Here is a 20,692-nt window from a genome sequence, read left to right as displayed (position 1 = left end):
TGGCCTGTATTAAGCCGTATCTCAGAACAATAGTCAACAATTATCCTGAGTTTCTGATTTAAATGAGTATTTTTTATACTTAAAAAAAATCCCTGATGGGATCAGGGATTGAAAACACAAATAATGGTGGCGAGACCCAGGATCGAACTGGGGACACACGGATTTTCAATCCGTTGCTCTACCTACTGAGCTATCACGCCGAAGTGGGCGTATTAAACAATGTTTATAAGAAGACGTCAAGCAACTTCCGTGTTTTTTGTAACAAGTGATTATTTTTAAATCACAACTACAAAATAATAGAAGCTTTTAGTGATGTAGTTTACCAATGTGAGCCAAACAGCGATGAATCGCGCCACAGCCTGGTTCAAAAGTTTTAACACCTTTTGACTCTTCTATACGGCAAGCTTCTTCGACTAAGCGCTCAGCTACCCCACGACCACGGTTCGCAGGGTGCACAACAATATATTCAAGAACCTTGCTTTCGCCTTGTCCTGAAGACCAAATTGCACCTATAATTTTGGTGTTAAATTCGGCAGTGTATAGCGTGGTATACTGTTGTAAATCTTGTTCAAGTTGTTCAATCGCATCGTGCCCGTCACCAAACTCCGGACTTGTATCATACAGTCGCTCAAGCTGATCGCGGATCTCTGAATTATCTAGAGAACTATAAGCATGTACGGTAATAGGCATTGATTAACCCTCCTGAGCAAACTATGATGCTGTCACGAATTCGTCACAGCGAAATTGTCGTTAACATCCAATCATTTTTGACGTTTTTTGAGGAACGTGTCCATGACGCAACGTATCAGTGAAGTGGTTAGAAATACCAATGAAACCAAAATTCGAGTTCGTTTAAATCTCGACGGTACTGGTCAAGGCACACTAAACACTGGAGTTCCATTTTTAGACCATATGATTGATCAAATCAAGCGACATGGCTTATTTGATATCGATATTCATTGTGACGGAGACCTCGAGATTGATGATCACCACACCGTAGAAGACTGTGGTATCACGCTTGGACAAGCTTTTGCACAAGCTTTAGGCGATAAAAAAGGTTTAAAACGCTATGGTCATTTTTATGCACCATTAGACGAAGCTTTATCTCGCGTTGTTGTAGATTTATCTGGTCGTCCGGGTTTATTCATGGATATTCCATTTACTCGTGCGCGCATCGGTACCTTTGATGTCGATTTATTTTCTGAGTTTTTCCAAGGTTTCGTAAACCATGCGCTTATGACCTTACACATCGATAACTTAAAAGGTAAAAATAGCCACCATCAAATCGAAAGTGTGTTCAAAGCACTTGCTCGTGCTTTACGTATGGCATGTGAAGTTGATCCACGTGCAGAAAACACGATTGCATCGACAAAAGGTAGCCTCTAATGACACGTATGGCGTTACTTGATTATGGCATGGGCAATCTACACTCAGCGGCTAAAGCACTTGAGCATGTGGGCGCTACAGTCGATGTGACCAATGATCCAAAGTTAATTGCACAAGCCGACAAAATTGTTTTTCCGGGCGTTGGTGCAATGCGTGACTGCATGCAAGGTATGCGTGAAGCAGGTATTGATGAAGTTGTACGTAAAGCTGCTTTTAATAAACCTGTTCTTGCGATTTGTGTAGGTATGCAAGCATTGCTACAAAGTTCTGAAGAAAATGGCGGTGTAGACGCATTAGGTATTTTTGACGGCGTAGTAAAACATTTCCCTCAAATGGAAGGTTTAAAAGTACCACACATGGGCTGGAACCAAGTTCACCAAATGGACCCAAACCATCCAATGTGGAACAACATCGAACAAGATGCTCGCTTCTACTTTGTACATAGTTACTATGTCGAACCAAAAGATGAAAGCGTTGTGGCTGCGACTTGTGAGTATGGTGTGAACTTCTGCACTGCGATTCACAAAGATAATTTATTCGCGACTCAATTCCACCCAGAGAAAAGTCATACTGCTGGTTTGCAGTTACTTAAAAACTTTGTGGAATGGAATATTTAATCTGATTTAAAACTGAAAAAGATCAGGTCTAAATGGCCTGATCTTTTTTTTATTTACAATAACAAGTAATCATTTATAGAATGATGTTTTATTCAACAAAATATTGAATATTTATACTTTTAAATAAAACCAAATGATCAGGAAAAAAAATGAATTCACCTTTCGAAAATCAATCACTTCAACAAGATTCACCCTTCAAAGCTAGTGGTCGTTTTGGGCGACTCTCTTATGCTGCTTGGACATTCTTATTTTCACTCGTCATCGGTATCGCTGTTGTCATCATCGCTTTTACTTTTGGATTTACATCTAGTCAGGAACTAACTGGCCTTTCTACGGCAGGCATGATTGTTATCGCCATTCTTTATATTGTTTGCCTCTATGTAAGCTTTGTATTTACCATCCGCCGCTTGCACGACCGCAATAATACAGGATGGCTATCGTTACTGATGCTGATCCCCGCCGTAAACCTGATTTTTATGATCTATCTCTTTGCGGCAAAAGGTACAGAAGGCAATAATGATTACGGCCCACAGCGCCCTACCCCTGGTTGGGAACGTGTTTTAGGCTGGATTTATATTGTCCTAATTCCACTTGCTTTGGTTTTTGCTGTCGTTGCCACAATCATGTCTCCGACCTATGAAGGCTATGTCGAGAAAAGTGAAAGTGTGGTCATTGGTACACCTCCTCAGTCTCAGTAATTTTTAAAGACATTCATAAAGCCTAGTCCTCTAGGCTTTATTCATATATAAAGTGAATAGCCCAATTCATTTGTACGCTGTTAAATATGTCCGAAGCCGTTGCCCTCCTTGATAAAGCCTCTATTCAGCAGCTTCCTCCTTTTGAAAATCTTAACCACCATAATATTGTGGTGATTGAAAATATTGAGCAATGTAAAAGTATTGAAGAAGAATTAAAAAACGCTGCAATTTTGGGATTTGATTCTGAGTCTAAACCTACATTTAAAGTGGGTGAAATCTCAACTGGTCCACACTTAATTCAACTTGCTACAACACAAAAAGCCTATTTATTTCATGTCAATTCATCGACTTTAAAATTCTTACAGCCCATTTTATCTAACCAGAAGCAAATTAAAGTCGGTTTTGGCCTTAAAAATGATAAGCACATTTTTCATAAAAAAGGCATAGAGCTAGAAAGTTGTGTCGACCTTGCCAAAGGGTTTAGTCACTTTGGTTTTAAAGAGCAAATGGGCTTACAAAAAGCGGTGGCACTGTTGTTTGGACAATATCTCGCAAAGTCGAAAAAAGTTGGAACTTCAAATTGGGCACGAAAGCCACTTACACCACAACAAATAAATTATGCCGCCGCCGATGCTTATGCTGCATTACTCGTATTTGAAGAGCTCAGAAACCAAAAACTATTACCTGCTCACATTTCACAAACTATTCAAACCGCACTTCAAGCGTAAAGTAATAAAAGTCTTTTCTAAGGCTTAGCGATTGATCAATACTTTGCTAAGATGTGCACAATTTCATAAACATGATGAAGCAAGGAGCGAAAGCATGCTAATCATTCCAGCAATTGACCTGAAAGATGGTAAATGTGTGCGTTTAAAACAAGGGCGTATGGAAGACGATACCGTTTTCTCTGACGATCCGGTTGCAACTGCCCAGCATTGGGTAAATGAAGGTGCGCGCCGTTTGCATTTGGTTGATTTGAATGGCGCTTTCGCAGGTACTCCAATTCATAAACCTGTTGTTGAAGCAATTGCTAAAGCTCAGCCAGAATTACCAATTCAAATTGGTGGTGGTATTCGCTCATTAGAAACCATTGAACACTATTTAGAAGCTGGTGTGACGTTTGTCATTATCGGTACTAAAGCTGTTCAAGAACCTGAATTTGTAGAAGAAGCTTGTAAACGTTTTGCAGGCCACATCATTGTTGGTATTGATGCCATGAATGGTATGGTTGCAACTGACGGTTGGGCAAACGTTACTGATGTGAAAGCAACTGATTTAGCGAAACGCTTTGCTGATGCAGGCGTGTCTAGCATTGTTTATACAGACATTGCTCGTGACGGTATGATGCAAGGTGTAAACGTTGAGCAAACTGTAAACTTGGCTCAATACTCAGGTTTACCAGTAATCGCTTCTGGTGGTGTTACCAACCTTGATGACGTTCGTAACTTAAAAGGCCAACCGGGCATTTTAGGTGCGATTACAGGCCGTGCAATTTATGAAGGTACTTTAAACCTTCGTGAAGCTCAGCTTTTGTTAGATGAAAACCGTCTTTAATTTTTAAGATGTAAAAAAAGAGCCTGTTTAGGCTCTTTTTTATTTTTTGATTATCTTTAGTTTAATAACTTTTCTAAATCGATTACCTCATCCGCAATTTCCATCGCATACGGTGAATGCGTAATCATGATCACGGATGGAACAACCTGCTGAATATATTCAAGTATATTTTTTGCAGTATCTACATCCAAGGCGGCAGTCGGTTCGTCTAGGATGATAAGCTGCGGGCGAGCTAAAAGACCTCGAAGAATGCAAATTCTTTGCTTTTCTCCTCCTGAAAAATTCTTATAAATTTCAGTTAAATCATCATCGAGCGTTAGTTGATGCTTTTTCAAAATATGTAATAGATTAAATTGATCAAGCATCTGAAGTAGGTAAGAATCCTCATATATATGCGAGGAGTTATAAACTAAATTATCTCTAAGGGAATAAGGAAAAATAACTGGTTGCTGTGCAACGTAAACAACCTCATCAAAAATATGCTTAGAGAAATTTTGGCTAATATCAATATTCTTATAGCAAAGCTGCCCTGATTGAATCTGGTAGACACCCATTAAATAATTCATTAGAGAAGTTTTTCCCAAGCCAGTTTGCCCAATCACTACATACGTTTTATTAGGTAATATTTTTAAATTAAAATGATCTACGGCTCGTTTCCCGAGTAAAAATTTAGCATTTATAAATTGAAAGAGAACGTTAGAGTCTTGAACGATAGAATGCGTATAATTTTCTTTATTGAGATCAAAGTATTTTCGATATTTTGCTAAGGCGACAAAGTTGCCATTTAAACGCATCAAGCTTTGAGAAACCGCTAAAAATGGATTGGTGAGTTGAATAATATAGGTACTTATCAATACAAAAGCACCCGGTGTAAGCTGCTTTTCAGTTGAAAGAAATACGGTGAATAACATAAAAAAGAGTAAAAAAAGAAAGATCAGGAACAATTGAGAAATCATCAATAGCCCTATTTTCTTGTTCCTATCTTTAGCTGTTTTGATGAATGAGTCTAATGTGGTATTAAATTTTGATAATTGGAACGGTACTGCATTTTTTACTTTAATTTCATATGAATTTGAGATCTGATGTATCAAATGGCTATTTACCTGATTATCTTGTTGATACATCGAATCGAATAAAGAACTGCTTGTTTTATTTATATGAAAGGAAACTAAAAAAATAACGATAGCTACCAATAAAAAACTGATACTAAAAAGTAAGCTAATGGTTGTAAATAACACTGCAAAGATCATAACCAATTGAAAAATGATTGGTCCCAAATGAAGCAGTAACGTTAAATTAATCTCACCAAAAGCAGAACTTCCTCTTGCAAGATCACTGATCACTGTTCCAGCCTCAATTTGATCTTGCTCATCTTTTTTAAGATTTAAATAATTTTTTAGTCCCGCAAAGATTAATGCACTTTTGAAATCAACCATCAAATAAGCACTAAAAATATTTTTCGTCCAATTACATAACTCATTCGCTAACCATGCTGCCGCATATGCGAGTACGATTAGATATAAGAAATTAAATGGAAGTCGAATATCTAGTGAAAAGTTATATGCCTGTGCAGAGTAATCAATAATAATTTTTAACAAGTATGGCAATAATGTCGTAAAGAATGCTGTAAACATCACTAATAAAAACATGAGAAACATACTACCTTTCTGTTTCTTATAATTTTCTTTAGAAACCTGCCATAAAAATTTATAGTTTTGAATATCTTGTGAACTTAATAAAAACTTCATTTCTGTATCTTTTTTCTATTAAAACGAGTTAAAAATAATTTCATTACACAAGAAATATCATAACTTGCCTTATTTACTCTTATTCATATTTTTTTTGTTTAAATTGAATTCGTATGTTTTTAAGATAGGTCATATGCATCATATATGCCTTCAATAAACTGCATAAATTTTAAAAACATATATTTTATTAAAAAGCTTAAATTCCAAATCAATACACCACATTACGAGTAAATTTAAGCACTTGGTTACCACTATTGATATAGGTATAAGTAACAGAACTTTCAAAAATGAAAGATGAACCAGCAGGTATTATTTTTTTGCTGTCTGTAAATTGTATGGTCAACTCACCTTCTAATACGTAAATAATTTCCTGCCATCCATCTGCATCTGCTTCCGCAACGTAAGACTCCCCTACAGCCAAGGACCATATCCAAAGTTCAACTTGGGAACGAGATGGAACTGAAGCGAGTAAGGTTGCTTTACTTTCTTCATCTTCACCCTGCCAAGCGAGTGCATTTACTACAGCATGTTCTTTATGCTCAGGTGCACTCACAATCGTTTTAAAATCCACACCCAACACTGCTGCAATCGCATCGAGTTTAGCCAAACTAATATTGACCTGCCCTGTTTCCAAAGCAGCAATGGTTCGTCTACTCACACCTGCCTGATCTGCCAAATCTTGTTGACTCAAATCTCGCTCATCTCTTAATGAACGAATATTTGTGCCTACGTGCTGTAAAACGTTACTTGACTGGCTCATAAAATGGATTAGCAAGAAAATTTGAGCAATATATTGCACAAAATACAAGAATAGCGCAATATGTGCAGTATATTGCACAATTTAATTTAACTTGAGTATGTCACCAATTTCTCTGAGTTCAAGCAAAGCCCCACAGTTAGCCCTGATTCTGATTACGATCATTTGGGGAGGAACATTCCTTACTGTGCAGTATGCGCTGAATTTTGCATCACCTATGTTTTTTGTAGGCTGTCGTTTTGCTGTAGCAGCTCTTACTTTGCTTCTTATCTCATTAAAAAGTATGAAAGGTGTTACTTTAAAAGATTTAGGCGCTGGTAGCGCGATTGGTCTTGTGATTGCGGCAGGCTACGGCACCCAGACCATTGGCCTACAAACCATTCCGAGTAGTGAATCCGCTTTTTTAACGGCGCTATATGTTCCGCTTGTTCCTATTTTAATGTGGCTCATCTTTAGAAAAACTCCACATATTATGACTTGGGTGGGAGCTGCTCTTGCGTTTGCTGGCCTTGTTTTCTTAACGGGAAATGGTTTTGAGCAAATTTCATTAAGTTTTGGGCAGCTGTTAACAATCTTGGGTGCCTTTGCGATTGCTTTAGAAATTATTTTTATTAGCTACTTTGCTGGAAAGGTAAATTTACGCCGCGTCACAATCATTCAACTTGGCGTCGCTTCTCTACTTTCTTTCGCCATCATGCCTGTGGTGGGTGAACATATGATTCCAGCATTTTCATGGCCCCTAGTACTGATTGCTATTGCATTAGGTTTAGCGAGTGCACTCATTCAATTTGTTATGAACTGGGCTCAACGTGTGGTTGATCCTTCACGTGCTGCAATTATTTATGCAGGCGAACCTGTTTGGGCGGGCATTATTGGCCGAATTGCAGGTGAGCGTTTGCCAATGATTGCCCTTTTTGGCGGTGCTTTAGTAGTCTTAGGCGTTTTAGTCAGTGAGTTAAAAATTAAGTTACCAATTAAAAAAGCTAAAAGAATTCGAGAATAAAAAAAGAGAGCTTAACGCTCTCTTTTTTACTATCTATCTATTATTTTTTCTTCAATAACGTACACGGTTGGTAGTACTCAACCGTCGGCATTGGGTCATAAAATGGATGGAGCAAAGTCTTCCACTCCTGATAAGCCTCAGACTTTCTAAACCCTTCTGTATGGTTTTCAATTTCATCCCAGAAAATCATTAAAATATAATGATGGGGATCGGTTGCATGCTTAATCAGTTGGACCGCATTAAAGCCTTCCATTGGATAAACAATATGTTTAGCCTGCTCGAATGCTTCAAGAAATGCTTCACTTTGCCCAGACTTTATACTCAAATGTACATGTTCAATAATCATAATTTATTGATACATCGGGCGGTTATCATTTAACGCAATCAATCCACGAATTGCACGATATACAATCCAGATCCACGCAGCACCAATTACACCCACACAGAATACGGTCGATGAAATGGCAACCCCTGCAAACAGGTCAGTATTTTCACCTGTAAAGAACAAGAAAATAAACGGCAGAAAGGCAATAATATTCCAAGCCAGATACCACCAGAATGTTCTGATTTGCCATGTAAAGTGGCTCGCAAAAATCGAGCCTTGTACATCAGACCGTTTTACGTAGTTAATAATTAAAGCAATAACCGCAAGTAAGCCGCCTGTAAAAATGGCAACAATATAAAGTACATATAAAATAAGTGTTAAAGTACGATTTGGATCTTGGTCGATAGAACTATTCATTTTTATACCTCTCAAGTTTATTAAAACGATTTACTTTTATGAGCCCCGCAATACGTTTAAGGGAGAAATTAGCCACAAAATCAAAAGTAAATGAAAGAATATGGTACAAAAATAAATCTTACGAAAGGGTTGTTTTTGTGTTTTATGTCTCAGTTTTTGTTGTGCCCACCATGCAGCTGGCCAACCTCCTAAAAAGCTAACAATGTGCAATGTTTGTTCAGGTACACGGCGATTACCCAATTGTGCGGCTTCTTTATCTTGAGAATAAAGCCAATAACTTAAGGCATTCATCATTAAAACAAATAACAACGTATAAGCTGGCAAAATATGAATAAAGCTCATAATTCCCATTAAAACGAAATAAAACACGATCCCCATTTGCATTGCAGACCATGGACTGGCTTGAAAAGAAGATTCTGCTTTTACGGGCTTTGACGCTTTTCGGGTTTGAGATGCTTTTAAATAGGTGACCTGCTGAGCACGAAAACGGCCTCGTTCATCGAGAATCACCCGATATTCCAGTGCACATCCAATAATTGGCCGAGGTCCGGGGCGTGCAAAATCTTTGATATGCAAAAAGACTCGCTCTTTTTCAGCATCATCCGGCTGAATAAAGCCATAACCTTTTTCGTCGAACCATTCGACTAAACGCCCCTGATCTCGCATCTCTATTCCTTTTATGCTTTTACATGACTTAAACGGTCTTGCATCATTGCTCGCATTTCTTGCGGGTCTTTTTGCAAAATGTCATCGCCGGTACGTCCTTCTTCTTTATTTTTTTGAGCAACTTGCAAACGCATTGACCAAAAACGGCACGCTGCCATTGCCAAGAACACATCTAAACATGCAAGCTCATCTGATGTAAGCGTACGAACTTTTTGGTATGCCTCTAAATAAGCAACTACTTTGTCGGAGTTTAAATGTGCTTCTGGATATTCGGTACAAAAATCATTGATGGTAATCGCAATATCAAACAGTAATTCATCTTGATTTAACTCATAAAAATCTAGAATACCTTGTAATTGCTCACCTTCAAACAAAGTATTGTCACGGAATAAATCAGAGTGAATAAAACCTGTTGGTCGATTTGAATACTGCGCTGTTTTCGCATTAAAAGCTTGATAGACCTGCTCAAGTAACGTTTGGTCGTCTTGAGTCATATTTGGTTTAAGCTGCTCTGCAACGCCTGTCCAGTATTGATGATCACGTCTATATTCACGCTCAAGTGGAAAGTCTTGTAAAGCCACATGCAGTTTCGCCTGTGCATCTGCAATCGCTGCGACTTGCGCTACTGTAGTTTGCATGGGATGGTGTCCCATTAAACGTGGTGCAATTTGTGCAGGCTTGTCTGCAATCACATGAACCGCTTGTCCGCTATGTTTTAACGGCACGGCAACGGGTACATCATGAGTCCCTAATTGCTCAAGTACAGGAATAAGTTCACCTGCACCTTGTGCATCTAACTCTTCAAATACAGTCAATACATATTGTTTGCGGTTTACATCAACCAAAAAATAATTGGTGTTTTGAATACCTCCCTGAATTGGGTTCAGCTCCAACACCTCTAATCCATAAGGTGCAGCAAAGGTGCGAACTTCATCTAAACTCAACGGGGTATAAACCGACATGGAAAACCTGCAAAAAACATCTGTGAAGTTTGATAGAATACCTCTTCCCTCCATGAAGGTGTAGCGCCTGTGTAGGAACTTTCACCAACGGCGATTATTTTTGGAAAAAGCTATGCTTGCTAAACGTATTATTCCTTGCCTAGACGTTGATAACGGACGCGTAGTTAAAGGCGTTCAATTCCTCGATATTCGTGATGCTGGCGACCCTGTTGAAGTGGCACGTCGCTATAACGAACAAGGTGCAGACGAAATTACTTTCTTAGACATTACCGCTACACATCATGGACGCGATACCACTTACCGTACTGTTGAACGTATGGCCGAGACTGTATTTGTGCCATTAACTGTCGGTGGTGGTGTACGTAAGGTTGAAGATATTCGTGCGTTATTAAATGCAGGTGCAGACAAAGTGAGTATTAACTCGGCTGCCGTATTTAACCCTGAATTTGTTCAAGAAGCTTCTCAGCACTTTGGCGCACAATGTATTGTGGTTGCGATTGATGCCAAAAAAACTGGCGACAACAAATGGGAAATCTTTACTCACGGTGGCCGTAAACCAACTGGTATTGATGCCATTGAATGGGCTGTAAAAATGGCTGACTATGGTGCCGGTGAGCTACTCATTACCAGTATGGACGCCGACGGTACTAAAGCAGGTTACGATATTGCATTAATGCGTGCTATTAATGACCGCGTTACCATTCCAACGATTGCCTCAGGCGGTGTAGGTAACTTACAACACCTTGCAGATGGTATTTTACAAGGTGGTGCCGATGCAGTATTGGCGGCAAGTATTTTCCACTTTGGTCAATATACGATTCCGGAAGCTAAACAATATTTAGCTGAACAAGGCATCGAAATGCGCTTGTAAGCTTAATCATAATTAAAGGGGCGATATGCCCCTTTATTTTTTATGCCGCACCATTTATTTCTTTCACTTCACTAGGAAGTTCTAGTTTTTCTTTTTTCTCGACCCATTTTGCTGGAAAGATTTTTTCTACAGCTTGAGTTAACGGTTTAGCAAATAAAGTAGGCAACCGAACACCCAAAGGATTTTGTTCTTTTAAATCTGCCGAAGACACCACACGTGTTCCCATCACATAATCAAACCAAGGTTTGGTCACACACCAATTGGCATCTTGATTAGAGTTCATGTGGTGGTCGTAATGCCATGGAATTTTACGCTTTGCCCATTCAGGCTCTAAATGTGCACGGCGATGAATATAATAATAATTTCCAGCACTGTACCAAGCTGCGAGTGCCATGCCTTTTGAAAATGGATAGAAAATTGCGCTTGAAACGGTTGCCACCACAGCAAGCGAAATTAACTCATTTTTAGTTCGCCAGTTACCAACGCCCTCAACATAGCAATCATCATGAAATTGTTGTTTACGGACTTCACGATGGTGTGCCCAATGAGATTCCATGCTTTTTGGTACTGGGCTATAGCGCGGTTGTCCCACACGGTGTACACCATGCAAAATATATTTATGCGCCACCCATTCAAATGCATTCGCAACTGCAATTCCGGCAATAAACCCTTTTAACATCACCTAACTCCTTTTTCTTTTTATTCAGCATATAAAATTCGTTATGCTAGGTATTGACCAGAATTTATGGTTTCATTGACAAATCACGACAAGAAAGAGGTGGTTAGGGATGCCACAACTAAAGAATTATACAGGCTCAGTGTATGGAGGGCTGGGACATCTATTAAAAGCTTATTGCGAAGCCAATGAATTAGCTATTCCAGAACAATTAGAACAAATTCAAAATCTGGAACGCTTTGACTACGTCGTTTGGCGTGATCTATTAGAAGTGATTTATAAACTGGACCCGAAGCCGGGATTAGGTCTGGAAATTGCCAAATATGTGCAACCCAAACACTTAGGGATTATTGCCTACCTTGCTCTCTCTTGCGACAACTTAGGTGAAGTCTTAATTCGCTATCATGATTTTCACCGTCTGATTTATGACGGGAGCCCATTAGTGGTTGAGCTACAAGGGAGATATGGTTCTATTCGCTGGGAAGCGACTGAGCTACACCCTACCCAGCTTACCGATGAAATCGCGATTGCGTTGGTGATTCAGTTCTTACGTCTTTTTATGTCTCATGAAGACGTGCATTTACATGAAGTACGTTTCTTAAATGCTGCTCCTAAAAATATTAGAGTCTACGAACAATACTTTCAATGTCCCGTTCGTTTTAGCCAACCACGTACAGAGTTACTCATTCCAATTACGGAAATTCATAAGGCCCTCAGCAGTGCCGACCATACCTTACAGCAGCTATTAGTTCAGCAAGCACAAGCGCTGTTAGAGCAATTACCAAATTCAACCCAACTTGATCAGCGTTTACAGCATTCAATTTTGACTGGGCTACAAAAGAATCAATATCAAATTGAACATATTGCTGCTCAATTAGGCCTATCAGTTCGACAACTCCAACGACATTTACAACAACAAGACACCACCTTTCAGGAACGCGTTCAACAAGTGCGCTTTATGCTCGCAACCGAGTATTTAAAAGATCCGCATTTAAGCTTACAAGAGATCGCACTTTTACTTTGTTATTCAGAACAAAGTGCTTTTCAAAGAGCATTTAAACATTGGACCAATCAAACACCCCAGCAATGGAGGGATCAATTTTTAGACAAAGAATAACCAACCAAAACTTACAAATCTTTTCTTGATTAAAACAACACTGAAAACAAAAATTTCATATAGTCACATGCTTAATTTTTTGCGACATACTTCACACTAATTAAAAAATACATCAATAGATGAGTAATCACAATGAATAAATATTTTGCTGAATTCCTAGGTACGTTTTGGCTAGTCTTTGGTGGTTGTGGTAGCGCAGTTTTAGCCGCAGCTTTCCCTGAACTTGGTATTGGCTTTGCAGGTGTAGCCCTTGCCTTTGGTTTAACCGTACTCACAGGTGCTTATGCTCTAGGGCATATCTCAGGTGCAACTGATCGCCGTGCACCTGCTGGCTTCGCTCCTATTGCGATTGGTTTGGGCTTAACACTCATTCACTTAATCAGTATTCCGGTGACGAACACTTCGGTAAACCCAGCACGTAGTACAGGTGTTGCATTCTTTGCTGAAACGGCTGCATTAAGTCAGTTGTGATTGTTCTGGGTGGCACCAATTTTAGGGGCGGTGATTGGGGCAATTATTTATAAGGTGGTAGCTGGCGATAAAGATTAACTCTTCTTAGACTCAATCTACTATCGCGGAAGGTGACATGGATGTCACCTGTTGAGCAGGGGTACATGGATGTACCCTTTGATCAACAAAGCCTTTTGTTTACTTTTGGGCTTTCAAAAGTAAAAAATGTCTATACACATTCAATAAAGTCTAACGTGGTATTAAAGACTGTATGGCAGCATGACCATACTAAATATCACGCATAGCATGCATAAATTATAAAAACGGATTATTAATTTCTTGTTCAGCTGGACGTTCAATTTTCTCAGGCAATTCTTCTTTTTCCAAAGCCGCAACGACATCATTTACAAAGCTCTGCAATGCCTTTGCCTGTTCTAACCCAACTTTGTCTTTGGTAATTTGCAAGTTGCCGTAAATGCTGACGCAATCGACATCATTTTCTAATGTTAAATCTTCAATTGATGAAGACTCTGTACCCTTTTCAAATGGTTTAAACATAGGTCTTATCTCGTTGTTATATCTTCACAGTGTAATACGATCAATTTAAAAAAAATCGATCAAAATTAAAAGAGCCGATAAAATTAAAAAAGCGCCCATCAAGATATTAAAATATTTCAAACGGTTGCCCTGATTGAGCACCACTGAAAATTTATCACCACAGAACCCCCAAAAGAACAAACACGCGTAGCAAGTGAAAAAATAAATAATGATAAAGATCGGCAACGACTGCGGGTTTTCAATGCTAGTAAACATGGTAATGCCTGACACACAAGCCAACCACGCTTTGGGATTCAGCCATTGTAATAAGAACCCATCTTTAAAATTGGGAATAATCATTTGCTCTACAGGAACACTGGAAATAGAAATATTTGCAGCAGAAAGAATAATTTTAATCCCGATATAACAAACAAATAGCGTTCCACAAACTGCAAGAATTTTTAATACAACAGGAAACTGAGTTAATAAACTCTGAAGACCAAATGCCATAAAAATTAAAAGCAAGGTAAAACCAATTGTGGCGCCTGAAATATAGGGAAGCGATCTTTTTAAACCGTGATTTAAACTGGTCGATAAAATGACAGTGTTTACTGGCCCTGGGGTTATAGACATTGCAAATGAAAAAAGAAACATCGAGGCAAACATTGTTATTGTCCTTATTAAAATAAGATCCATAGACAGATCTGTCTATGAATTCTATTTTAATCAATTACGGTGTTGCAATAACAATCAAAAAAAGCTGCTTATTTCATTATTTGCAAGAAATAGTTCACTAAGGCTTCTACCAATTGTTTCACAATCGCCTTTCTCGTTTCTTCGTCAATTGTTGGAACTTTTGCTTCCATTGGCTCCGAAGACCCAGTTTTTTGCTTTTTAAATTGGTCTTGTAGCGCTTGAATCTGGTCAGCGTTTAAGTCTTGCTCACACTGACTTTCGCCATCCCAGTGTAAATAGTCTAGCTTTTGATTTGGCTTAACTTGGCTCGCTGTTAAAGGTAGACGATAGACATTACGCTTTTGTTGCTCGGTTAACTGCGGGAACAGGTTGACGCCTAAACGCTCCTCAAGGTAGCAAACACTCACAACCTTCACTTGTAGAGAATTATTGTTAGGTGCGTAATAAGCGCCGATCGCGCCAGTTTTTGGCATATATACCGCTTTATAAACTGCGGTAGGAACAATGACACCCTGCCCAATCGTCTTAAGACGTTTGCCTTCAAAAACAGGACCTGTCACCACATAAACATCTTGTTTTTGTTTAGTGGCAATAGCACGGGTTGCTTCTTCGAGCTTACGCCAGACTTCTTGGTTATTTTTAGGCGCTTGCGGCACCATGTTGCTGAGCGAGAAACTATCAGATTGGGATTCTTTATTTGGCATATCACCATTTGGCGCCATATGCCCACGGTCATAGCCTGAACCGCGATAGTCACTTAACAGTGCCCGATGTTTTTGATCAACGCGGGTTTCTTCATGGAAGTTATCTTCACGCTTAATTTTGGTACTCAAACGTTCTGCATTTAAATGCTCAGCCGACCATAACGGCGTTTTAGAAATGCCTGAATACAAAACGTTAAAGCCATTAAAGCAAAGCGGATAACTATCTTTTTTTAGGCTGTCTTTATTTAAAGCAGGTGGAACTTCACGATAGAACTGATTAAGACAAGTCGAGTTAGTCGTTAAAGGTGAAAACCACTGCGAAATCTTTTCACTACCAAAAGCAATCGCAAAACTTCCCGCAGCAATACAAGCAAGAATAATCTTGCCAAAATGCTGACTTATAGAGAATGAGTTTGTACCTTTACTACGTTTTTTACTTGCCATGTTTCTATCAATACCACTGTCCACACGCAGCTTAACAATCCTGCTTTTTTAAGTATATCTCTTATCTTTCAAATGGTTAAAACATGGTCATCTTTTTTGTAACTCCATTACCCATTACGTAACAATCTGTTGGAATTATGAGAGCCTTTGGCTATTGAATTGCGCCAATTGCGTATCTTTCGTTGAAAAACACTGATTGCTTATGACATGGTTAGCTCCACAAATTTGGATAAAAATATAATCGGAGTCCACTTAATGATCCATTCAAAGATTATTGGTATTGGCGTAATCACGGGATTATGTAGTATGGCCGCTTTGGCTGAGCCAGCAGTCCAGCCAGGAGATACTTTAGAAAGTTTGTCTAAAGTAAAAGTAACCACAACCGTAAATGGCCAACCAGGCTCTATTAGCGATTTAGTCAATAGCGGACAAGTACAGCAAGTTTCTGCTGCACCAACAAATGCAGCGCCTACAGGTGCTCCTATTCCGGCAGACGTTCCACCAGCACCTCCAGCAGCACCAACTGATGCAGTACCACCTACACCAAACCAAGCGCCTCCAGCGCCACAAGATCCGAATACTCCACCGCCTCCGGCAGATCCAAGTCAGTCGGCAGACCCAATGGCAAAAGACGGTGCTTTACCAGCAGACGCACCTATGCAACAAGCTCAATAATCAGAGCCATAAAAAAACCAAGACTTATGTCTTGGTTTTTTTATTACATCAATTTTTATATTTCGATTTGACTACCTAACTCAACCACACGGTTGGTTGGAATCTGGTAGAAGTCACTCACCGGACTGGTATTACGCTGCATAGAGATAAACAGTTTTTCTCTCCATGGAGACATACCATCGCCCACCGAATGAACAATACGATCACGGGAAATGAAGAAGCTGATGTGCATCAAGTCATATTCAAGACCGAGCTGTTCATAGGCTTGCATCAATGCTTTTGGTACATTCATTTCATCTTTAAAACCGTAGAAGATTTTAATACGGAAGAAATGTTCAGCTAAAGTTTCTGTCGTAATACGCTCTTCTGGCGCAACGAATGGTACATCTTCAATCACTACAGTGACCAAGATATTACGCTGATGCAGTACCTTGTTGTGCTTGATGTTATGCAGCATGGCATGTGGCACAACGTTCGGTGTACCTGTCATAAAGACAGCATCACCCGGCACCCAGTGCACACTATTACCAATACTTTTCACAAACAAATCTAGAGCCAAAGTGTCATGTTCAAGCTTAGCAAATGTAAGCTCACGACCACGTTTCCATGTCATTAAGATGGTCACGGCAATCGCACCAATGAGTAATGGCACCCAACCACCCGACAAGATTTTAAGTGAAGTGGCACCGACCAATACCGACTCTAAAACAAAGAATGGAATAATCAGGAGCAACACTTTTGGCAGGCTCCACTTCCAAGCCGAGTAGATAAATACGGCAACCAAAATCGTGTCACAGAGCATGGTCAAGGTCACAGCTAAGCCATACGCACTTGCCAAGTTTGAACTGCTTTTGAAGATCAAGATTAGGATAATAATTGCGATTAAAAGTAACCAGTTTAAGAAAGGAATATAAATCTGGCCTTCTTCAGACTCAGAAGTATGTTTAATACTTAAACGTGGTAAATAACCCAATTGAATCGCTTGGCGTGCAAGAGAAAACACCCCAGAAATTACAGCTTGAGAGGCAATTACCGTTGCCATGGTCGCCATAATAATCATTGGGTAAAGTGCCCATTGCGGAACCAATAAATAGAACGGATTTTCAATTGCCGCTGGGTCTCTGAGCAATAATGCACCCTGTCCTGCGTAGTTTAAAACTAGGCACGGCAAAACCACAAAGAACCATGCCATACGAATTGGCACTGGTCCAAAATGCCCCATATCAGCATAAAGTGCTTCACCACCAGTCACTGTTAATACTACAGCACCCATCACAAAGAATGTCATGATTGGATGGTGATAGATAAACTGAATGGCCCAATGTGGACTGAACATGCCTAACACCACAGGAGTCTGAATGACGCTGTGAAGACCTAATAATCCTAAAGATAAGAACCATACCATCGTGATCGGGCCAAAAAACTTACCGACAAAGGCCGTACCGTGTTTTTGCACCAAAAACAAAGAGATGATAATGGTAATCGCAATTGGCATGATGAATGGGTCAAATACATCGGTGGCAATAGACAAGCCTTCAACGGCTGACAATACCGAAATAGCTGGGGTAATAATACCGTCACCAAAAAACAGCGATGCACCGATAAAACCAATTGCAATCATGTAGATTTTTTTGTTGTCGGCAATCTTGGCTTTACGTAAGTTCAATGCGAGTAAGGCCATGATCCCGCCTTCGCCGTTGTTGTCTGCACGCATGACAATGGCGACATACTTGATGCTGATGATCAGCATTAAGCACCAAAAAATAATAGATAAAATTCCTAATACGTTTTCAGGCTGAATTCCCAACCCATGCGCTGCATGGAAGGACTCTTTCAAGGCATAGAGCGGACTTGTTCCGATGTCTCCAAAGACCACTCCAAGAGCTGCCAAAGCCGTGGCAGGCAAGGTCGCTTTTTTGGCCGTATTTTGCATTGTGTAATTAAACCAATATGATTTTTAGCGCAATCTTATCACCTCTATTATTTTTTTTCTGTAATGCTCGTCTTAAATCTTGGCAGGACTCGTTTTTTTAGTTACTATCGCACGCCTTGGTGAGGTGTCCGAGTGGCTTAAGGAGCACGCCTGGAAAGTGTGTATACGTTTGCGCGTATCGAGGGTTCGAATCCCTCTCTCACCGCCAGAATTGAAATTTAAAGAGGCTTAAACCTAATGGGTTTAGGCTTTTTTATATACAATAATTTTATTTTACCTCATCTATTAGTTTCATATTAAAATAAAATATATTATAATTATAAGAACATTTTCTATCCCCCTGCTTATCTGTCTACAAATTATGTTTAATGCGTATATAATTTATTATGGATAACCTGATTTCATCAACTAAGAAAGCTATTAACTATCATTCTTATGTAAAATTACCTTTTTCCATTTATTCTGCTTATCAAGAACAAAGAATTAAAAATGTTCCTATTGCAAAACCTTTACTTATAGTGATTTTAAAGGGTGTAAAAGAACTTGGTAGTAGAGGTGATATAGAATGTTTTTCAGGTTCTTTTATATTTCTTTCTAATAGCTCAAGCATTGATATGCGTAATATTCCAAATCAAGAGGAATATTATGCTCTTCTCATAGATTTTGAATTTGAAGACTTTAATGAACTTCCTAAGACTTCAGGAAACCCTAAAAATTATGTTCAAGGTCAACTTAATCCTCTTTTAGAAAGTGCTTTACATCAATTTATAGACTTCTCATCAATTGCCCCATCTTCTGCATTTAAGTTTAGAAAAAGAGAGCTTTTAGAACTTATTTATTATTCAGGTTATACGGATATTTCCAATATGAATAAAAATACAAGTTTAACTGAGAAGGTTCAGTCATTAATTTCTGATCATTTATCTACAGAATTAACAGTTGAATTCATTGCCTCTCAGCTTTTTATGAGCTCTTCCACTCTAAGAAGAAAACTTAAAAACGAAGGAAATAGTATTCAAGACATCCGAAATAGAGTGAGGTTAGGATATGGCCTACATCTAATTCAAACCTCTAATACAAGTATTGGAGACATTGCATTTCAATGTGGCTATCAATCTCAATCTAGATTTACAGAACAATTTAAAAGTTTGTTTGGGCTTACCCCTCGTGAGCTACGTAAAACCAAAATGCTCACTTAAGGCGAATTTATGGCAATTCTGCGTATAAAATTTTTCAGGAAGAAAACTTAAGATCTTTTGCACACTTAAAAAAAGGTTCTTAAGAAAGTAGATGAAAAAAGTAGCAGTAATTTTATCGGGTTGTGGTTATTTAGATGGTTCTGAAATTAGAGAATCTGTTTTAACCCTCTTAGCTTTAGATGCAGCAAATATTGAATATCAAATTTTTGCACCCGATGAACCTTTGTTTCATGTTGTGAATCATGTAAAGGGTGAAGTAAATACTGCTGAAAGCAGAAATATTTTACAAGAAGCGGCAAGAATTGCCCGTGGTGAAATTTCATCACTCGATAAACTTGATAAAAGTGAATTTGACGGTCTTTTACTTCCGGGTGGGTTTGGAGTCGCAAAAAATTTATCAACTTTTGCCTTTAAAGGGGCAGAGGCAAGTGTACACTCTGAAATTAATTCAATTTTAAAAGCGTTCCACCAAAGTAAGAAACCTATCGGAGCAGTATGTATTTCTCCTGCGCTCTTGGCGCTTACATTTGGAGACTTACACCCAAATATTACGTTAGGTTCTGACGATAATATTGCTAAAGAAATTGAAAAAACAGGCTCGATTCACCATGTCTGTCAAACCTCAGACTGTGTAGTAGATAAACAAAATTTATTTGTTACTACTCCTGCCTATATGGATGATAAAGCTAGCTTAAAAGATATATATCAAGGTATTACAAAGTTAGTTAAAGAAATAAAGGACCTAGCACATTAATATTTTAGGGATAGGTCAGCTATCCCTAAACTTAATATAAAGATATGATTTTATAGTGTTAAATAATTTCTTAAATTTCTATAGTAATCGTTCGCTTCCCAATTATTTTATAAAAAAACACAAGGTTTTTTATAATCAGAATTTAAATTTATATATGGGCTATTGTGAGTTTGAATTTAAAGAATTTGACATTCAAATGTTTAATCAAATGTCAATTTTTTTTCCTGATAGTTTAAGTCCATGTACAGTAAAAAGAAAAAGTGAATTTTTAGCAGGACGTTATGCTTCACAGTTAGTATTATCTGCCATAAGGAAAGATTACTTCTATCAAAAAGTCGAAATGGGAAAATTCAAAGAACCAATTTTCCCATTAAATATAATAGGTTCAATAACACACAGTGAAAATATTGGGCGAATTCAAACATGAGGTGCGACAGTTTCAAAAGCCATATGATAATCAACAAGCTGAGCAAATTTCTCTAATGGTGTAAGCCAATCTAACG

General features: G+C 38.7%; 25 protein-coding genes, 2 tRNA genes and 1 pseudogene. 15 read left to right on the top strand and 13 right to left on the bottom strand.

The features are described 5' to 3' along the window. Positions 1–124: 124 nt before the first annotated feature. Both MKL51_RS13550 and MKL51_RS13545 read right to left on the bottom strand, forming a co-directional pair. Positions 125–200, bottom strand: a tRNA-Phe gene (locus MKL51_RS13550). A gap of 106 nt (positions 201–306) precedes the next feature. After that, positions 307–690 carry a GNAT family N-acetyltransferase gene (locus MKL51_RS13545; protein WP_002116928.1) on the bottom strand — a complete coding sequence of 128 codons (384 nt, stop codon included), beginning with the start codon at positions 688–690 and terminating at the stop codon, positions 307–309. 102 nt (positions 691–792) lie between these two features. On the opposite strand from MKL51_RS13545, the gene hisB reads away from it, so the two are divergent. From hisB to hisA, 5 genes are all read left to right on the top strand, one after another. Beyond that, a complete protein-coding gene (hisB, locus tag MKL51_RS13540; protein WP_002116767.1) occupies positions 793–1,386 on the top strand; it encodes an imidazoleglycerol-phosphate dehydratase HisB in 594 nt (197 codons plus the stop codon). Further along, positions 1,386–2,003, top strand: a complete 618-nt coding sequence (gene hisH / locus MKL51_RS13535) for an imidazole glycerol phosphate synthase subunit HisH (RefSeq protein ID WP_017481753.1) — start codon at positions 1,386–1,388, stop codon at positions 2,001–2,003. The genes hisB and hisH overlap by 1 nt, the downstream gene beginning before the upstream one ends. Positions 2,004–2,152: 149 nt before the next feature. Then, positions 2,153–2,701, top strand: coding sequence for a DUF805 domain-containing protein (locus MKL51_RS13530; RefSeq protein WP_017481754.1), 549 nt, complete (start codon positions 2,153–2,155; stop codon positions 2,699–2,701). An 86-nt stretch (positions 2,702–2,787) separates the two neighbouring features. Further along, entirely contained in the window at positions 2,788–3,429 is a 642-nt protein-coding gene (locus MKL51_RS13525) for a 3'-5' exonuclease (protein ID WP_017481755.1), read from the top strand. A gap of 94 nt (positions 3,430–3,523) precedes the next feature. After that, positions 3,524–4,255, top strand: coding sequence for a 1-(5-phosphoribosyl)-5-[(5-phosphoribosylamino)methylideneamino]imidazole-4-carboxamide isomerase (gene hisA, locus MKL51_RS13520; protein WP_000905538.1), 732 nt, complete (start codon positions 3,524–3,526; stop codon positions 4,253–4,255). A 56-nt stretch (positions 4,256–4,311) separates the two neighbouring features. Here the strand turns inward: hisA and MKL51_RS13515 are convergent, their stop codons facing one another. Both MKL51_RS13515 and MKL51_RS13510 read right to left on the bottom strand, forming a co-directional pair. After that, positions 4,312–6,003 carry an ATP-binding cassette domain-containing protein gene (locus MKL51_RS13515; protein ID WP_017481756.1) on the bottom strand — a complete coding sequence of 564 codons (1,692 nt, stop codon included), beginning with the start codon at positions 6,001–6,003 and terminating at the stop codon, positions 4,312–4,314. Between the two features lie 208 nt (positions 6,004–6,211). Then, complete coding sequence (locus tag MKL51_RS13510; protein WP_025468466.1) at positions 6,212–6,763, bottom strand: helix-turn-helix domain-containing protein; 552 nt, start codon at positions 6,761–6,763, stop codon at positions 6,212–6,214. A gap of 97 nt (positions 6,764–6,860) precedes the next feature. Between MKL51_RS13510 and MKL51_RS13505 the strand changes: the two genes are divergently transcribed. Beyond that, complete coding sequence (locus MKL51_RS13505) at positions 6,861–7,763, top strand: DMT family transporter (RefSeq protein WP_005804502.1); 903 nt, start codon at positions 6,861–6,863, stop codon at positions 7,761–7,763. Between the two features lie 40 nt (positions 7,764–7,803). Here the strand turns inward: MKL51_RS13505 and MKL51_RS13500 are convergent, their stop codons facing one another. The 4 genes from MKL51_RS13500 to MKL51_RS13485 are packed head-to-tail and all read right to left on the bottom strand — an operon-like array spanning position 7,804 to position 10,133. Next, the gene (locus MKL51_RS13500) at positions 7,804–8,109 is read right to left on the bottom strand and encodes an antibiotic biosynthesis monooxygenase family protein (RefSeq protein WP_005804501.1); all 306 of its coding nucleotides are present in this window, start codon (positions 8,107–8,109) and stop codon (positions 7,804–7,806) included. A 3-nt stretch (positions 8,110–8,112) separates the two neighbouring features. Beyond that, positions 8,113–8,505, bottom strand: coding sequence for a DUF4870 family protein (locus MKL51_RS13495; protein WP_005300857.1), 393 nt, complete (start codon positions 8,503–8,505; stop codon positions 8,113–8,115). 36 nt (positions 8,506–8,541) lie between these two features. Beyond that, positions 8,542–9,171, bottom strand: coding sequence for a DUF1294 domain-containing protein (locus MKL51_RS13490; protein ID WP_014207865.1), 630 nt, complete (start codon positions 9,169–9,171; stop codon positions 8,542–8,544). 11 nt (positions 9,172–9,182) lie between these two features. Next, on the bottom strand, positions 9,183–10,133 hold the full coding sequence (locus MKL51_RS13485) for a homoserine kinase (RefSeq protein WP_017481758.1): 951 nt from the start codon (positions 10,131–10,133) through the stop codon (positions 9,183–9,185). Positions 10,134–10,245: 112 nt separating this feature from the next. Here MKL51_RS13485 and hisF point away from each other — a divergent pair, with 112 nt between their 5' ends. Beyond that, a complete protein-coding gene (gene hisF, locus MKL51_RS13480; RefSeq protein ID WP_000880078.1) occupies positions 10,246–11,004 on the top strand; it encodes an imidazole glycerol phosphate synthase subunit HisF in 759 nt (252 codons plus the stop codon). 40 nt (positions 11,005–11,044) lie between these two features. Here hisF and MKL51_RS13475 read toward each other — a convergent pair whose 3' ends face one another. Further along, the gene (locus tag MKL51_RS13475; RefSeq protein ID WP_017481759.1) at positions 11,045–11,683 is read right to left on the bottom strand and encodes a hypothetical protein; all 639 of its coding nucleotides are present in this window, start codon (positions 11,681–11,683) and stop codon (positions 11,045–11,047) included. A gap of 109 nt (positions 11,684–11,792) precedes the next feature. Between MKL51_RS13475 and MKL51_RS13470 the strand changes: the two genes are divergently transcribed. The 3 genes and pseudogenes from MKL51_RS13470 to MKL51_RS13460 all read left to right on the top strand — a co-directional run bounded on the left by MKL51_RS13470 (position 11,793) and on the right by MKL51_RS13460 (position 13,552). After that, positions 11,793–12,797 carry an AraC family transcriptional regulator gene (locus MKL51_RS13470; protein ID WP_270904335.1) on the top strand — a complete coding sequence of 335 codons (1,005 nt, stop codon included), beginning with the start codon at positions 11,793–11,795 and terminating at the stop codon, positions 12,795–12,797. A 132-nt stretch (positions 12,798–12,929) separates the two neighbouring features. Further along, positions 12,930–13,346, top strand: a pseudogene (locus MKL51_RS13465) (aquaporin). Between the two features lie 41 nt (positions 13,347–13,387). Next, complete coding sequence (locus tag MKL51_RS13460; RefSeq protein WP_017481761.1) at positions 13,388–13,552, top strand: hypothetical protein; 165 nt, start codon at positions 13,388–13,390, stop codon at positions 13,550–13,552. A 10-nt stretch (positions 13,553–13,562) separates the two neighbouring features. Here MKL51_RS13460 and MKL51_RS13455 read toward each other — a convergent pair whose 3' ends face one another. From MKL51_RS13455 to MKL51_RS13445, 3 genes are all read right to left on the bottom strand, one after another. Next, positions 13,563–13,805 carry a hypothetical protein gene (locus MKL51_RS13455; protein ID WP_005804495.1) on the bottom strand — a complete coding sequence of 81 codons (243 nt, stop codon included), beginning with the start codon at positions 13,803–13,805 and terminating at the stop codon, positions 13,563–13,565. 45 nt (positions 13,806–13,850) lie between these two features. Next, the gene (locus MKL51_RS13450; protein ID WP_017481762.1) at positions 13,851–14,450 is read right to left on the bottom strand and encodes a LysE family translocator; all 600 of its coding nucleotides are present in this window, start codon (positions 14,448–14,450) and stop codon (positions 13,851–13,853) included. 98 nt (positions 14,451–14,548) lie between these two features. Further along, a complete protein-coding gene (locus tag MKL51_RS13445) occupies positions 14,549–15,628 on the bottom strand; it encodes a DNA/RNA non-specific endonuclease (RefSeq protein WP_002116743.1) in 1,080 nt (359 codons plus the stop codon). A 255-nt stretch (positions 15,629–15,883) separates the two neighbouring features. Here MKL51_RS13445 and MKL51_RS13440 point away from each other — a divergent pair, with 255 nt between their 5' ends. Further along, positions 15,884–16,303: a hypothetical protein gene (locus MKL51_RS13440; RefSeq protein WP_017481763.1), complete on the top strand. Its 420-nt coding sequence runs from the start codon at positions 15,884–15,886 to the stop codon at positions 16,301–16,303. 55 nt (positions 16,304–16,358) lie between these two features. Here the strand turns inward: MKL51_RS13440 and MKL51_RS13435 are convergent, their stop codons facing one another. Then, positions 16,359–18,236: a potassium transporter Kup gene (locus MKL51_RS13435; protein WP_002117080.1), complete on the bottom strand. Its 1,878-nt coding sequence runs from the start codon at positions 18,234–18,236 to the stop codon at positions 16,359–16,361. 118 nt (positions 18,237–18,354) lie between these two features. Here MKL51_RS13435 and MKL51_RS13430 point away from each other — a divergent pair. From MKL51_RS13430 to MKL51_RS13415, 4 genes are all read left to right on the top strand, one after another. Next, a tRNA-Ser gene (locus MKL51_RS13430) sits at positions 18,355–18,444 on the top strand. 178 nt (positions 18,445–18,622) lie between these two features. After that, positions 18,623–19,435 (top strand): helix-turn-helix transcriptional regulator, encoded by an 813-nt coding sequence (locus MKL51_RS13425; protein WP_032006411.1) that lies wholly within the window; start codon positions 18,623–18,625, stop codon positions 19,433–19,435. Between the two features lie 91 nt (positions 19,436–19,526). Next, positions 19,527–20,189 (top strand): isoprenoid biosynthesis glyoxalase ElbB, encoded by a 663-nt coding sequence (gene elbB, locus MKL51_RS13420; protein WP_017481765.1) that lies wholly within the window; start codon positions 19,527–19,529, stop codon positions 20,187–20,189. A gap of 55 nt (positions 20,190–20,244) precedes the next feature. After that, positions 20,245–20,616 carry a hypothetical protein gene (locus tag MKL51_RS13415; RefSeq protein ID WP_270904334.1) on the top strand — a complete coding sequence of 124 codons (372 nt, stop codon included), beginning with the start codon at positions 20,245–20,247 and terminating at the stop codon, positions 20,614–20,616. The last annotated feature ends 76 nt before the right edge of the window (positions 20,617–20,692 follow it).

The organism is Acinetobacter sp. AOR18_HL (assembly GCF_027855145.1).
GTDB lineage: Bacteria > Pseudomonadota > Gammaproteobacteria > Pseudomonadales > Moraxellaceae > Acinetobacter > Acinetobacter pittii.
The sequence above is the reverse complement of the archived record's forward strand: the minus strand, read 5'-3'. Positions and strand labels throughout refer to the sequence as shown.